The organism is Actinospica acidithermotolerans, from assembly GCF_018139625.1.
Taxonomy (GTDB): Bacteria; Actinomycetota; Actinomycetes; order Streptomycetales; family Catenulisporaceae; genus Actinospica; species Actinospica acidithermotolerans.
The window spans coordinates 18981-32957 of sequence record NZ_JAGSOH010000082.1 but is presented as its reverse complement, the minus strand read 5'-3'; the positions used below and the strand labels follow the sequence as shown (position 1 = coordinate 32957).

Annotated in this window: 12 protein-coding genes; 7 read left to right on the top strand and 5 right to left on the bottom strand. The window is 71.9% G+C overall.

The window, feature by feature from the left end:
* Positions 1-673, top strand: a 673-nt coding sequence (locus KDK95_RS23770) for an HAD family hydrolase (RefSeq protein WP_212520483.1), incomplete at its 5' end; no start/stop codon positions are given.
* A 503-nt stretch (positions 674-1176) separates the two neighbouring features.
* Here KDK95_RS23770 and KDK95_RS23765 read toward each other — a convergent pair.
* Entirely contained in the window at positions 1177-1686 is a 510-nt protein-coding gene (locus KDK95_RS23765; protein WP_212520482.1) for a hypothetical protein, read from the bottom strand.
* Positions 1683-2531, bottom strand: coding sequence for an SPFH domain-containing protein (locus KDK95_RS23760; protein WP_212520481.1), 849 nt, complete (start codon positions 2529-2531; stop codon positions 1683-1685). Before KDK95_RS23760 ends, KDK95_RS23765 begins: the two co-directional genes overlap by 4 nt.
* 352 nt (positions 2532-2883) lie before the next feature.
* Here KDK95_RS23760 and KDK95_RS37475 point away from each other — a divergent pair, with 352 nt between their 5' ends.
* Both KDK95_RS37475 and KDK95_RS23750 read left to right on the top strand, forming a co-directional pair.
* The gene (locus KDK95_RS37475) at positions 2884-3918 is read left to right on the top strand and encodes a DUF1266 domain-containing protein (RefSeq protein ID WP_212520480.1); all 1035 of its coding nucleotides are present in this window, start codon (positions 2884-2886) and stop codon (positions 3916-3918) included.
* Between the two features lie 51 nt (positions 3919-3969).
* Entirely contained in the window at positions 3970-4539 is a 570-nt protein-coding gene (locus KDK95_RS23750) for a GNAT family N-acetyltransferase (protein ID WP_212520479.1), read from the top strand.
* A 328-nt stretch (positions 4540-4867) separates the two neighbouring features.
* On the opposite strand, the gene KDK95_RS23745 is transcribed toward KDK95_RS23750, so the two are convergent.
* A complete protein-coding gene (locus KDK95_RS23745) occupies positions 4868-5836 on the bottom strand; it encodes a PAC2 family protein (protein WP_212520478.1) in 969 nt (322 codons plus the stop codon).
* A gap of 295 nt (positions 5837-6131) precedes the next feature.
* Between KDK95_RS23745 and KDK95_RS23740 the strand changes: the two genes are divergently transcribed.
* From KDK95_RS23740 to KDK95_RS23725, 4 genes are all read left to right on the top strand, one after another.
* The gene (locus KDK95_RS23740; RefSeq protein WP_212520477.1) at positions 6132-6875 is read left to right on the top strand and encodes an SIMPL domain-containing protein; all 744 of its coding nucleotides are present in this window, start codon (positions 6132-6134) and stop codon (positions 6873-6875) included.
* Between the two features lie 8 nt (positions 6876-6883).
* The gene (locus KDK95_RS23735; protein ID WP_212520476.1) at positions 6884-7771 is read left to right on the top strand and encodes a hypothetical protein; all 888 of its coding nucleotides are present in this window, start codon (positions 6884-6886) and stop codon (positions 7769-7771) included.
* A 22-nt stretch (positions 7772-7793) separates the two neighbouring features.
* Entirely contained in the window at positions 7794-8393 is a 600-nt protein-coding gene (locus KDK95_RS23730; protein WP_212520475.1) for a hypothetical protein, read from the top strand.
* A 68-nt stretch (positions 8394-8461) separates the two neighbouring features.
* Entirely contained in the window at positions 8462-9424 is a 963-nt protein-coding gene (locus KDK95_RS23725) for a helix-turn-helix domain-containing protein (RefSeq protein WP_212520474.1), read from the top strand.
* Between the two features lie 143 nt (positions 9425-9567).
* Here KDK95_RS23725 and KDK95_RS23720 read toward each other — a convergent pair whose 3' ends face one another.
* Both KDK95_RS23720 and KDK95_RS23715 read right to left on the bottom strand, forming a co-directional pair.
* Positions 9568-11979 carry an FHA domain-containing protein gene (locus KDK95_RS23720; protein ID WP_212520473.1) on the bottom strand — a complete coding sequence of 804 codons (2412 nt, stop codon included), beginning with the start codon at positions 11977-11979 and terminating at the stop codon, positions 9568-9570.
* 71 nt (positions 11980-12050) lie between these two features.
* Positions 12051-13784: a hypothetical protein gene (locus KDK95_RS23715; protein ID WP_212520472.1), complete on the bottom strand. Its 1734-nt coding sequence runs from the start codon at positions 13782-13784 to the stop codon at positions 12051-12053.
* Between the last annotated feature and the right edge of the window lie 193 nt (positions 13785-13977).

Below are 13977 nucleotides of genomic sequence, written 5' to 3'. Positions count from 1 at the left end.
CGCCGGCCCCGTGCCCCCCGTCGAGGCCGTGCTGTTCGACTTCGCCAACACGCTCTTCCGGATGCCGCCGACCGAGGAGTACCTGGCCTGGATCTGGGCCAAGGCCGGGCGCGACCCGGAGTCCCTGGACGCCGCCGCCGTCGCCGCGCAGGTTCACACCGCCGCCGAGCTCCCGCATGTCATCGCCGCCCAGCACCACCGCGACACCTCCGCCGAGAAGCACAGGCTGGCGACCGACACCTGGTTCGCCGAGGTGCCCGCGTTCGAGGGCATCGAAGACATCGCCTACGGGGCGATCGGCGACATCGAGAGCTGGCTCCCCTACCACGACACCGAGCCCGTCCTACGCGCGCTGGCCGAGCGCGGCGTCCCGGTCGGCATCGTCAGCGACATCCCCTTCGACCTGCGCCCCTTCTTCGCCGCCCACGGCCTGGCCGACTACGTGGGCGCCTACGCGCTCTCCTACGAGATCGGCGTCGAGAAGCCCGACCCCCGCATGTTCCTCAAGGCCTGCGCCGACCTCGGCGCCGATCCCCGCAGAACCCTCATGGTCGGCGACAACGCGCCCCGCGACGGCGGCGCCGTGGCCTGCAACCTCCGCGTCCTGCTGCTGCCCGCCGAGCCGAAGACCGGCGAGCGCGGCCTCGAGGCCGTGCTGCGGCTGGTCGGATAAGGAGGCTGAACGGGGTGCGCTGCCGAGAGGTGGAAGGCGGATCTGACGCGGCGTCGGCGGCTACTCTCGCAGCGTTCGGGGTCGAATTAAGCGCGCTTGCGAGGAAAGGCCGCCGAGATCGGTCGGGGCGATGCGAAATTTCGCATCCGGTCGTGCACGGACCGCAAGGCTGGAATCACTCTCGAAAGCCAGAAGAGCGTTCACCTTTCTGGTCGCAGATCCTCGGCGAGTACGTCTGGTGATGCGAACTTTAGCCGCGTTGGGCGGCGTATCGGACGTGGCAATATTCTGCAATTTCCGAACGGGGAATGCCTGACGGACAGCTGCCCTGGAAACGCAAGTGCGAAAAGGTGCCGCAGGCGACAATGGGCTCGGACGCGGTCACGAAGCGAAGCGAAGCGCGCGGCGGCGCACCGGAGACGTGGGTCGGGAGGCTGACCGGGCGGCCGCAGGCCGGCAACGGTGCCGAGGAACGTCGGCGTCCCTCGGCACCGCTCGCTTCATCACAGCCCGCTGAGGAAGCCGATGCGCTGGTCCAGGGTGCGGGTCAGCTCGTCGAGGGCCTGGTCGGCCTCCCGGATCGGCAGCTCGGAGAGCACCGGGGCGGAGACGCCGTCCACGACGGAGGCGGCGAATTCCGCTTGCCGGTGCAGCATCCGGTCGAAGTCCAGCAGGCGGGCGGCGCCGGGGCCTTTCAGCTGCTTCCAGGCCTTCTTCGGGTCGGGCGGGAACGGGGCGTTGCGCAGGCGGTCGGCGGCCGCCGTATAGCGCTGCGCGCAGCGCTTGGCGGCGTCCATCGGCGCCTTGAGCTCGGCCGGCGGGAAGGGCTGCTCGCGGGTGGACGGGGGCAGGATGGTGCGCTGGTAGTCCACCGCCGCCCGGCCGATCCGCTGGGCGGCGAGGGCCAGAAGCTCCGCCGCGTAGGTGCGCACGGCGAGGTCGTCCTCGCGCAGGCGTCCCGCCTCCGTGTAGCGGTCGACGCCTACGAGCGGTTCGAAGGCGCCGTGCGTCACCTCTGGAGGCTCCCGTTGCCGAGGCCCAGCTGCGCGACGTCGCCGTAGAGGTTGGAGGGCAGCAGCGCGACCTGCAGGGGCTCGCCGAGCAGCGCGTTGACGGCCACGGCCAGGCCGCGGTCGGCGAGCTTGAGGGCCAGGTAGGCGCGCATGGCCTCCTGCTCGGTCATGCCGAAGGCGCGCAGCGAGAGCAGCTCGCGCATCCGCTCGTCCTGCGGCTTGATCAGCACCTTGACGTCGTTCAGGGTGATGCCGTAGACGCCGAGGAACTCCTGCAGGTGGCCGGAGACCAGCTCGCTGATCTCGTGGATCTTCTCGTTGACCTGCTCGAGCGGGGTCACCTGGACGATCTGGTTGACGGCCTGTTCGACGACCGGCCCGGCGTACTCGTTGACCTCGTTGGCGTTGACCATGTGGCCGGCCACCGGCATGTGCTGGACAAGCTTGAGCGCGTCCTCCTTGGTCTCGATGTGGATGTAGTAGTCCACCTCGTAGGACAGTTCGGCCATCTCCCGGGACAGCGCGGTGCCGCGGGCCTTGATCACCGACTTGGCGCGGTTGATGTAGATGACCTCGTACTGCCACGGCGACTGGCCCCCGTAGAAGGAGCGCTGCATCGAGCCGAACAGCGGGCGGTCGGGGGTCTCGAGCTGGAACTGGCCCGTGTCGTAGACGTTGAGGATGGCGCCGCGCGACTTGAGGACGCAGAAGTGGTTCGACTCGACCGTGATCAGCGAGCCGTTGAGGATGTTGGGATCGGCGTAGTGGTAGAGCAGCACGCCGGGGCCCATCACCTCCCGCCCCTGGTTGTCCAGCGTGGATATGACATTGCGCATGGCTGGCATGTGCCGCCCCCTTGTGACTTCGGTGGCCCGGCGGGCCGTCGGCCGTCACACTACAACCGGCCGCGCGCGGACGGCGGGAATACGCCGAAAAAGAAAAAGAATATGGGGGCGGCCCCGCGCCACGGGGGGAGCGCGGGGCCGCCGGACACGGTCACTGAGGACCGGTGGGAGGTCCGCGTTCCACTACGGGGGGGAGATAGTGGAACGCGCCTCAATGCAACCGACCATACCCCGTCCGAAGCCCGGAGGGAAGGGGAACCGCGAAACCGCGTGCTCGCCCTGTCTCCGCGGACTCGACTAGACTGGGCCGCGCTTTTGAAGGGGAATCACTCCGGGGGGTGGGAGAATGGGCGTGGTGGTACCGCAGACCGCCACAGTGGAACAGCGCCTGCTGGAAGCGCTGAAGCGGGGGGATCTCGAGGGCTATCTGCGGGCCCTGTCAGACACTCACCTGCTGGTCTTCGGCTCCCGGCGGCTCGCCGACGAGGGCTTCGACGATCCCCGGGCGCCGCTCGGCCTGGTGCAGGACATCGGGGGCCAGGACAAGGTCTACGCGGTGACGCCCAATCAGACCGTGGACCCGGGGCCGCACTTCGTGTACCACGCGATGACGCTGCGCACGATGCTGCGCAAGTGCGCGCCGCTCACCTGGCAGCTGGTCGTGAACCAGGGTTCTGATCACGAGGGCCGGATACCGGTGAAGAAGCTGGCCTCCTGGGTGGACAACCACCCGGAGGCGATCCGGCCCTTCTCCGACTACGGCGACCGGCTGATCGCCGCGGACAACAGGCCGCGGCAGGGCCCGCTGGCCGCGGCGCTCGCCTGCGGGGCGCATCTGGCGGTGCAGAACGAGGCGCCGTGGAACACGATCGGGCACGTGTACAAGGACTATCCGGCCGACGTGCGGCTGATGCGCGAGGGCTGGCGGATCACCGAGTACGACCACTGGCGCGCCGCGGTGGAGAACCTGCTGACCGACCCGGGCAGCGCGGCGGAGGCGGTCGGCAAGGACCCGGGAGCCGTCGCGCGGCATCTCGCCGCCCTGCGCTCGGACGGCATCTGGGAGGCCGAGGCCGGGGACGCGCCGCCGGACGTGCGCGCGTGGGACTACGGACGTGCGGTGAACCTGGCGCGCTGGGCGGCGGCCACGAAGCTCTGCGACATGGACGAGGCGCGCGAGACCGTGCAGCGGGCCGGGCAGCTCGCCGCCGCGGCCTACCGCGACTGGCGCGAGTTCTCGGCGGGGTACATCCTCGGCCGGCTCCTGCACTTCGAGGACGGCGACCGGAGCCGGTACTACCGCTCGATTCGCCGGGTGCACCGGATCCTCGCCGAGGACCCGGCGAGCCCGTGGCGCACGCTGAACCTGGCGGACGCCGCGGCGTAGAGCCCGGATATCCGTGGACCGGTTCGGGTCGGGGCTGCGATGATCGCGGGCATGAAGCGTGTGCTCGAACCCGCGACGCTGGTCGTCGAAGGCTTCCTCCTGCGTCCGCCGAGCACGGCCGAGCACCGCGCGGCGCTCGAACTCGGCCTCGACCCGGACGTGCGGCTGTGGAATCCGCGCTGCCGGATCACGGACGAGGCGAGCGCGATCGAGGACTGCCGCGCGGGTGCCGACTGGAGCGGCGGCGGCCACGCGACCTTCTCGATCATCGAGCGCGCCACGGACCGGTACGCCGGCAACATCGCGCTGCACGGGATCGACGCGGACGTGGCCACAGCCAAGGTCGGCTACCGAATCGCCGGGTGGGCGCGCGGGCGCGGGGTCGCGTCGACGGTGCTCGACGCCGTCGCCGCGTGGGCGTTCGCGCAAAGCTCGCTCCGGCGGATCGAGCTCACGCACGCCGTTGAGAACGCCGCCTCCTGCCGCGTCGCGCAGAAGGGCGGCTTCGGGCTCGAGCGGCTGCTGCCGGCGAACAAGCGGTTCGGCGACGGACGCGTGCACGACGAGCATCTGCACGCGCGCACGCACGCGTCACCGGCGGACGGACCGCTCCCCCATTGACGGAGATTCAGGACGCTCAGCCCTCGGACTGACCATCCTGCTCGGCCAGGAACGCCTCGAACTCGCGCGCGAGGTCGCCGGCGGACGGACCGCTCCCCCACTGACGAGGTTTCACGACGCTCAGCCCTCGGACTGGCCGTCCTGCTCGGCCGGGAACGCCTCGAACTCGCGCGCGAGGTCGCCGGCGGACGGACCGCTCCCCTACTGACGGAGATTCAGGACACTCAGCCCTCGGACTGGCCGTCCTGCTCGGCCGGGAACGCCTCGAACTCACGCGCGAGGTCACCGGCGAACGGACCGCTCCCCCACTGACGAAGATTCAGGACACTCAGCCCTCGGACTGACCGTCCTGCTCGGCCAGGAACGCCTCGAACTCACGCGCGAGGTCGTCGGCGCTCGGCAGCTGCTGCTGCTCGGCGAGCAGGTTGGGGCGGCCGGCCGCGCCCTCGGCGGCGTCGTACTGCTCCTCGAGGCTCTGGATGACGCCGCGCAGCTCCTGGTCGCCCTGGCCCACCTCGTTGTCGATCTGGGCCGCGACGCGGCGGGCGCGCTCGCGCAGCTCCTGCGCGGGCAGCACCAGGCCGGTGGCCGCGGTGACCGCCTCCAGGATGCGCACGGCCGCGGCGGGGTACGCCGAGCGGGCCACGTAGTGCGGGACCTGCGCGGCGAGGCCGAACACGTCCCGGCCCGCCTGGGCCAGCCGGAACTCGGTCAGCGCCATCGCGCTGCCCGGGACCTGGGCCTGGTCGAACCACTTGGGGTAGCCGAGCAGCAGGTCCTCCCGGTTGCCGTGCGGGATCAGGTGCACCGGGCGGGTGTGCGGCACGCCGAAGGGCACGCCGTGGAAGTTCACCGCGAGGGTCACCCCGAGCTCGTCCACCAGGCTCACCACGGCCCGGCTGAACAGCTCCCACTCAGTGTCCGGCTCGGGCCCGGAGAAGATCAGGAAGGGGGTGCCGATCGCGTCCTTGGCGAGGCGGACGGTCAGCTCGGGCGCGTCGTACGACGACCAGTGGTCGCCGCTGAAGGTCATCAGCGGGCGCTGGGCGCGGTAGTCGACCAGCCGGTCGACGTCGAAGCGGGCCACCACCGGGGCCTCGTCCCCGCCGAGGAGATAGTCCAGGGCAAGCTCGGCGGCTTGGCCGGCGTCCATGAAGCCGGCGAAGTGGTAGAGGAGCACCAGATCGCCGCGCACCTGGCCGGACAGCGCTGAGCGCGCGGGCCGGCGGGCCTCGTTGAGCAGTGCCAGCCCGTCCGAATCGTACGTGTACAGCGCCCGGGCAGCAGCGTCCACCACGGCCTTACCTTTCTTCTAGGTCGTCAGGATCGTCCGCGGCGGCCCGAGACACACGGCGCGGCGGAATTTCCCTACTGGACCACTAACGATCGCGGGGCCTTCGCCATTCCCGCACCTGGTGGAAAGTATCGATCGGATCGCGGTCCGCGCAGGGCCCTGCCTTGGTGCGCGGGCTTCCGCTAGCGTCGGTACTCTGCGGCGATACCGCGCAGACGTGCCGCCCGGCGGGCGGACGGCCGGTCGGGGGCGGATCTTTCCGGCCCCACCTGGAACTCATCGAAGGAGTGCGGAATCGATGGAGCCCACGCACGAGTTCGGCGGCAGCCCGGCGGCGGCCGCGGTGGCGCCGATCGGCTCTCCCGCGGTGATCAGCGTGCGCGGGGAGGCGCTGCTGGTGGTCGAGCCCGAGGTGGTGGACCTGACGGTGGTGGTCTCCACCCAGGCCAAGGACCGCCGGGAGGCCTTCGAGCGGCTGGTCAAGCGGAACGACGAGGTGCTGGCGCTGCTGCGGTCCTACGGGGACTCGGTGGAGCGGATCGAGTCCTCGGGCGTGGCGGTGCATCCGGAGGTGCGCCGCGGCGGCCGGGACGAGAAGATCCGCTCGTACAGCGGCGCGGTGCGCGTCGAGGTGCGGATAGCCGACTTCGCGGTGCTCGGCGAGATCGTCTCGCGGGTCGCCGACCTGGAGGCGGCGCGGCTGGAGGGCCCGCGCTGGCGGCTGCGGCGCAGCTCCCCGGTCTACCGGAAGGCGCGCACCCGGGCCGTCGGCGAGGCGCTGACCAGGGCGCAGGACTACGCGGAGGCCCTCGGCTCGCGGATCACCGGCCTGATCGAGCTGGCCGACACCGGCCTGATGCAGAGCGAGCACGTGCGGGCGACGGGCTACGTCCCGGCACCCGGCGGAGTGGCTTTCGGCGCTGCGATGCCGGTCGAACCGCCGGTGCTCGACCTGGAGCCGGCCTCGCAGGAGGTGCGGGCCTCGGTCGAGGCGCGGTTCTACGCGACGCAGCCGATGTTCGAGATCAAGGCCGAGGACTGACGCGGGCCGTGCGGACCACGCTCCGGCTGCACCGGCTTTTCAGGCCCGCTGTCGCGCACCTTGCCACCCTCGCGGTCCTCGCCGCCCTGGGACTGCCGCTGCTCGGCGGCTGCTCGTTGGCGGGCGGGGCGAAGAACGCGGCGGCGACCGCCTCCGCGTCGCCCAGCAAGTCCGCGACGCCGACCGGCAGTTACGTGCCGATGGCCGGGCCGATCGAGGCGGCGAGCGCGCTGCCCAAGGAGTGCTCGGAGATCTTGACCACCGCGCAGCTGCAGGCGGTGTTCGGCGCGGGCTTCCCGATCGGCGAGGACTACGGCTCGTACGCGGCGCTCGCCGGCATCGGCCGGACCGGGCGCGTGGCCTGCGTCTTCGGCGTCGGGCTCGACTCGTTCGGCAAGCAGAGCGCGGGCACGGTCGAGGTCGCGATCGCGACGTACACGAGCGCGGCGGTCGCGGTCGGGCGCGCGGCGGACACCGTGCAGACGGATTCGCAGGCGGGCGCGACGGAGGCGCCGGTGTCTGTCGGCGGGCATCCGGCGACGATCGTGGTCGAGCAGACGGCGGTCGGCGCGACGACGAGCCCGGCGGGGACGGCTGGCACGGCGGGGGCGACGAGCTCGGCAGGCGCGGCTGCCACGGCGTCGTCCGCCGCAGCCTCGTCCGCCGCGCCCTCGTCCGCGAGCGGCGCCCCCACCGCGTCCGCGAGCGGCGTCGCGAGCAGCTCCGCGAACGGCGAGACCGAGCTCGTGATGGCGGACGGGAACCGGACCTTCGTGCTGCAGATCCCGCTCGGCAAGCTGTCCGCGGAGCGGGCCGTCACCGTGCTCACGCAGCTCACGCTCGAGGTGTATCAGAACACGATCCCGCAGGCTTCGCCGGCCTCTTCCAAGGCCTGAGGCCGACGGTTATCGTCATGCCATGCGAGTTGTCGGTTCGGACGGTTGGAGCATCCGCACGTCCTTCGAGCAGCAGTGCTCGAATATGCTCTACGTGCGCGACGCGGCCGGGCTGACCGGCCCCGCCGACTACCTGGTGCCGCCGCTGTCCCCGCCGGTCGAGCTGCGGGCCGCCCTCGCGCCATTCGCCACCTCGACCGCGGCCGAGCAGTGGGGGCGCTGGTGGACCGCGTACCTGGCCCACCTCGGGCAGGGCGCGCGGGTGGACCTGACGCCGGCCGGGGAGCCGCCGGAGCCCGGCACCGATCTCAGGGCCCTGTTCAATGCCGTGGTCGACGAGGCGACCGCGTGGTGGCGCGAGAGGAAGCGCGACTACGTGCAGCGCACGACCGGCTCGGCGGCGCGGCGGCTGACCGGGCAGGCCGGCGAGACCGTCAAGCGGATCGAGCGTGAGCTGGGCCGCCGGAGCGCGCCGTTCGAGCTGACCGTGAAGCTGCTGCCGATGGATCGGAAGTGGGCGCGCCGGCTGCGGCCCACCCTGGTGCTGGTCAGCGATCGGCTGTGGCTGGATCCCGCCGCGTGCGACGACTTCCTGGATCCGATCGTCCGGGCTCTGGTCTAGCGGTCCGGCCGCGGACGCGGCGTATGCTCGCCACGGCGCTCATCGCACGGGGAACGGAGGAGGGGTAGATGCTTGAGGCCGTCGGGCTCTCTGCCCGGGAGATCAGCGTGTATCAGGCTTTGCTGGTCCGGCCGGGCGCGGACGCGGCGCGGATCGCGGCCGACTGCGGGCTGCTGGAGGCCGAGGTCGGCACGCTGCTGCTGCGGCTGGCCCAGGACGGGTTGGTCGTGCAGTCCGGCTCGCGCTACGAGGCGGCCGCGCCGGACGTGGCGCTCGGCGAGCTGATCGGCCGCCAGGAGCAGCGGCTGAGCGCGGCCAGGCTGGAGATGCAGCGGCTGACGCAGATGTTCCGGGACGCCGGGGTGCCGGGCGACACCGGCGCGGTCGAGGTGGTCAGCGGCGCGTCGGCGGTCTCAGCGCGGGTGAACCGGGTCTACGAGGCCGCGCGCGGCGAGGTGCGGGCCTTCGACCGGCCGCCGTACGTGCAGCGGCTCGGCGAGAACCTCGCGCTCCAGCAGCGGCGGCACCGGGAGGGCGTGAGCATCCGGACGATCTACAGCCGGGACGCGCTCGCCGTGCCGGGCCGCTTCAAGGACGACATCGAGCTCAGCTGCGCGTCCGGGGAGCAGGCGCGGGTGCGGCCGAGCCTGCCGACGAAGCTGATCATGGCGGACGAGGCGATGGCGGTGGTGCCGACCGCGATGGGTGAGGCGTTCGCCGAGGCCGCGTACGTGATCCGGTCCTCGGCGCTGCTGGCCGTGCTCTCCGCGCTGTTCGAGCACGAATGGTCCAAGGCGGTGCCGCTGGTCACCGCGCCGCGGCAATCGGCGGAGCGGCTGGACCGGCCGGACGAGAAGACCCGGGCGCTGCTGGGCCTGCTCGCGAGCGGTCTGACGGACGAGGCGATCGCCCGGGCGCTGGGCTGGTCCGCGCGCACCACGCAGCGGCGGATCGCCGCGCTGCACAAGGAACTGGGCGTCTCCACCCGCTTCCAGGCCGGGGCCGCTGCCCGGGACCGCGGCTGGCTCTGACGGCGGCCGGCTCTGACGGCGGACGGCCCGGGACCGCGGCTGGCTCTGACGGCGGACGGCCCGGGACGGCGGCCGGCTCTGACGGCGGCTGGCCCGGGATGGCGGCCGGCTCAGACGGCGGCTCCGGCATCGGCCGCAGGGGATCATCTGCGTCTGGGGCGCCCGATCGGCCGCACGGCCAGTCCGGCGCCGGCCAGCTCCAGCACGGTCAGGCCGCCGAGGAGCGCGACGTCCTGGGCCCAGGCGGCCTTGGTGGGCGCGTGGGCGGGATCGCACTGCGAGAGCATGACGGCGCCCTGGGGCGACGCCTGGTGGTTGCAGCCGTCGCCGAGCAGCTTGTCCAGGTTCACGGTGGACGCGGCGGCCGAGTAGCCCCAGCGGGCGCTGGAGAGGTACGAGATCTGGTCGAGGCCGGCCGTGCCGCGGACCGGGAACGCCGATCCGCTCAGCACGAACTGCGCGAAAAGGATCACCGGCAGGATCGTCATGACCTTGTCGGCGTTGCTGGAGAGCGCGGAGACGAGCAGGCCGAGGGCCATCGCGCTGAGCCCGGCGAGCGAGACGGCGATCGCGATCTCCAGCCGGTAGTCGAGGAAGACGGCGCCGTGCTTCGGGCCGCCCTGGCGCAGCAGCGCGAGGTAGGTGAGCACGAAGGACTCGACGATCGTGATCACGCCGAGGATCAGCGCCTTGCTCAGGACGTACGCGAAGGCGGATTGGCCGACCGAGCGTTCCCGGGTGAGGATCGGGCGTTCCTTGACGATCTCGCGGATCGAGTTCGCCGCGCCGAGATAGCTGGCGGCGAGGGTGAGGGCCAGCAGGACGGTGGTCGAGTTCCCCGCGGCCCCGGCCGTGCCCGCGACGAGGTTGTCCTTGCCGAAAGCGGCGAGCATCAGCAGTCCGAGCACCGGTGCCTGCGCGAACAGCATCAGCGTGTTCCGCTTGTCCGCGCTGATCAGGGCGAGGTAGCGGCGCATCAGCGTGCTGAGCTGGCGCCAGACGTGCGGGTTGCGGCGCGGGGCGTCCGGATGGGCGGCGGCCAGGTTCGCGCGGTCGCGTTGCGCGGCGAGAGGCTCGGCGACGTACTCGCGGCGCACGTCGGAGGCCACGAAGGCGTTCTTCGCCTCGCCCGGCACGGAGCGGTCGAGGTGCTGGAAGACCTCGGGGTAGCCGGGCTGCCGGAAGTAGTCGAGGGTGCGCGAGGGAGGGCCGAAGTACGCGGTCTGGCCGCCGGGCGCGAGGAAGAGTATCCGGTCGCACAGGTCGAGGCTCTGGATCGAGTGCGTGACGGTGAGGACGGTGCGTCCGCTGCCCGCGAGGTCGCGCAGCAGCTCCATCACGCTCTTCTCGTAGCCGGGATCGAGGCCGGAGGTCGGCTCGTCGAGGATCAGCAGGGAGGGGCGGGTCAGCAGCTCGATGGCCACGGAGGTCCGCTTGCGCTGACCGCCGGACAGCTTGCCGACCCGCACGTCGGCGCGGTGCTCGAGACCGAGCTCGGTCATCACCTCGACGACGCGCGCGGAGCGTTCGGCGGACGGCACGTCGGGCGGGAAGCGCAGGCGGGCCGCGTAGTCCAGCGCGGCCTTGACGGTGAGTTCGGGATGCAGGATGTCGTCCTGCGGCACGTAGCCGATGCGGTTGCGCAGCTCGGCGTACGACGCGTACACGTCGCGGCCGTTGTAGAGCACTGATCCGCGATCCGCCGGACGCGCGCCGGTCAGCGCCTTGAGCAGCGTCGACTTCCCCGCGCCGGTCGGCCCGAGCACGGCGAGGAACTGGCCGCCCTCGAGCGCGAAGCTGACCTCGTCGAGCAGCACGCGGCGGTTCGCGGTGACGGTCAGGCCGAGGGCGCAGAAGCTGGCCTCGCCGACGTCCACGAACTCTTCGAGGGTGCCGTGCTGGAGCCGCAGCATCGTGTGCCCGACCGAGACGAGCGCCCCGTCGCGCAGCTTCACCCGGCCGGTGACCCGGCGGCCGTCCGCGTACGTGCCGTTGTGGCTGCCCAGGTCGACGAGTTCGAAGGCGCCGTCGTGCGCGCTGCGCAGCTCGGCGTGGTGGCGGGAGACGAGCAGGTCGTCGACGACGATGTCGTTGTCCAGCGCGCGCCCGATGCGGACCCGGCTGGAGGTGCGGTAGGTGCCGGTGAACTGCCCCGGCGCGGACCCGCCGGCCGCGAACACGGGCACGGTCGGGGTGTGCGGGTCGGTCTCGCCGTGCGGGGCGGGCGGCACGAGCCGTATCCGGCAGCCGCCGTTGTCCGCGCCGAGCGCGAGGATCATGGGCCGGTCCACCGGCAGCCGGGTCACCCGCTGCCCGTCCAGGAACGTGCCGTTGGACGAGCCGCGGTCCTCGAAGACCCAGCCGCCCTCCGCCCCCTCCCGGCGCAGCACCGCGTGCTGCCGGGAGGTGGCCGTGTCCAGCACCACCACGTCGGCGGCGCTGTCCCGCCCGATGGTCACCGGCCTGCTGCCGTCGAAGTAGCGCTCGGATCCGGCGGGGAGGATCTGAAGCGTCAGCATATTGACTGAAGACGTGGCCGTGCCGAGTGCCTCCATGCGTCCATCGTGGCACCCGATCAGGGGTCTGGGTAGCGCGCACGGAGCCGCACAGGGGTGCGCCTGGGCACTCAGCGAGTGCGTGCGAAGACCCGCGTGCGCAGCTTGAACGCGTGCAGCGTGCCGCCGATCCACGTCGCCGCGAGCGACAGCGTCAGCAGCGCCCCCGACGCGTCCGTCGGCGTCACCGAGTGCGGACGCGCCGCCGAGAGCACGAACAACGCCACGACGGCCGCCGTGTACCCGACCGCGCTCAGCACAAGCGCCCGCGAGCGCAGCCGGTACGCGGCGTACCCGAAGGTGAAGGGCGTGAGCAGGCCGAAGGTCACGAATGGGATCAGGGCCCAGACGATCGAGCCCAGGACGTGCCGCGCGGAGCGGTTGGCGGAGCGATTGGCGGAGCGATTGGCGGAGCGATTGGCGGCGTGGTGCGCGAAGTGGCCGGCGGCATGCTGGGGGACGTGGTGAGTGGGGACGGTCGAGGCCGCGGGGGCGACGGGGGCTTTCTGGACGGAGTCGGTGGCGGTGGTTTCGGGGACGGAGTTGGCGACGTGGGTTTCGGGGACGGTGGTCTCGGCGACGGAGCCCCTGACGGAGGTCTCGGCGACGGAGTCCGCGACGGGACCGCCGGCATTCGGCGCCCGGTGCATATCGACGAAGGGGATGTCGGCCTCGATGTGGTCAACCTCAGCCTCGACCTCGGCCTCGACCTTGTCGTCGATCTCGGTGCCGGTCTCAGTGTCGATCTCGGTGTCTAGTTCGTCCTCGGCCTCGGTTTCGGACTCGACGGCCAGTTCGACGCCCGTCCACGGATCGACGCCGATGACCGCGGCCGCGAAAGGCAGGTCGAGCGAGGCGTCGCCGAATCCGGGAACGAGACCGTTCGCCGAGAACTCCGCGAAGGGCACCGGCTCGGCTTCGATTTCGGCCGCGTCCTCGGCCTCGGCCGTGACGCCGGCGAGGTCCGTGTCCAGGGAGACCGGGTGGAGCGGCGGGAACTCCAGCGGCGCGAAGTCCGCCACATCGGCCACATCCGCCGGGCCCTCCTGATCGACCGCGATCCAGGGCTCGCGATCGTCTGTCTCCGGGATCCCGCCGTCCTCGGCGGCGTCGTCCCCCGCGGCTTCCTCGACTACGCCCTGCGCAGTTACGTCCTGCGCAGGCCCCTCGGCGATCTCGACCGCAGGCTTGTCGGCAGTCTCGACCGCGATCTCGACAGGGGGCTCATTGGCGACGTCGACCGCGACGTCGGGCTCCGGTCCCGTGGTCCGGACGTCGACCGAGTCCGGCTCCTCGATCACCTCCACCGCGCCAGCCTCGCCAGCCGCGTCGGCCGCGTCCATCGTCTCTGCCGCGTCCATCGTCTCTGCCGCGTCCATCGTCTCTGCCGCGTCCACGGCGGCCGCGGTGGCGACGGCGTCGGCCTCGCCGTCCCCAGTCTCGGCCGCATCCGCCGCATCCGTCGTATCCGCCGTATGCGTCGCATCCGCCGTATCCGTCTCGTCCGCGGCCAGTCCGAGCTCCTCCGCGCATTTCTGCAGCGGAAGCAGCACGAGGCCCGCGTCGCGGATCTTGGTGTACCGGGTGTCGCGCGGATCGATCCCGTGGCCGTAGGCCACGTGCGAGACGCGCGCCGAGTAGCGCTGGGCGAGCTCGTACCCGGCGGCCACCGCCTGGTCGCGCAGTTCCTGGGCGTCCGGGTCGGCGCCGAGCACCAGCAGTCGCACGCCCTGGCCGCGCCGCGGGTGCGGAATCTCGTCCGAGCCGCGCCGGTCGGTCTGCTGAGGAGAAGTCACGCTGGTCATGTCCATGCAGCGTAGGCGCACTGTTGGGCCGTTCGGCCGAGCCGCACCCGGGCACCCGTCGTCCATTCACTCATCCGGCCCAGCCGACTCGCAGAAAGCAGCGGTGAACTCCCGATGTGCAATCGACCCCCCGAATCCGGTATGGTTCTACTCGTCGCCAGGGAGCGGAGCGCAAGCGAAGATCCCGAGCAAC

What these genes read in the sequence shown, in the direction of transcription:
- KDK95_RS23760 (WP_212520481.1), bottom strand. Translation starts at nt 2,531, where the DNA reads ATGCCAGCCATGCGCAATGTCATATCCACGCTGGACAACCAGGGGCGG.
- KDK95_RS23740 (WP_212520477.1), top strand. Translation starts at nt 6,132, where the DNA reads ATGGAGCCCACGCACGAGTTCGGCGGCAGCCCGGCGGCGGCCGCGGTG.
- KDK95_RS23730 (WP_212520475.1), top strand. Translation starts at nt 7,794, where the DNA reads ATGCGAGTTGTCGGTTCGGACGGTTGGAGCATCCGCACGTCCTTCGAG.
- KDK95_RS23750 (WP_212520479.1), top strand. Translation starts at nt 3,970, where the DNA reads ATGAAGCGTGTGCTCGAACCCGCGACGCTGGTCGTCGAAGGCTTCCTC.
- KDK95_RS23720 (WP_212520473.1), bottom strand. Translation starts at nt 11,979, where the DNA reads ATGGAGGCACTCGGCACGGCCACGTCTTCAGTCAATATGCTGACGCTT.
- KDK95_RS23715 (WP_212520472.1), bottom strand. Translation starts at nt 13,784, where the DNA reads ATGACCAGCGTGACTTCTCCTCAGCAGACCGACCGGCGCGGCTCGGAC.
- KDK95_RS23725 (WP_212520474.1), top strand. Translation starts at nt 8,462, where the DNA reads ATGCTTGAGGCCGTCGGGCTCTCTGCCCGGGAGATCAGCGTGTATCAG.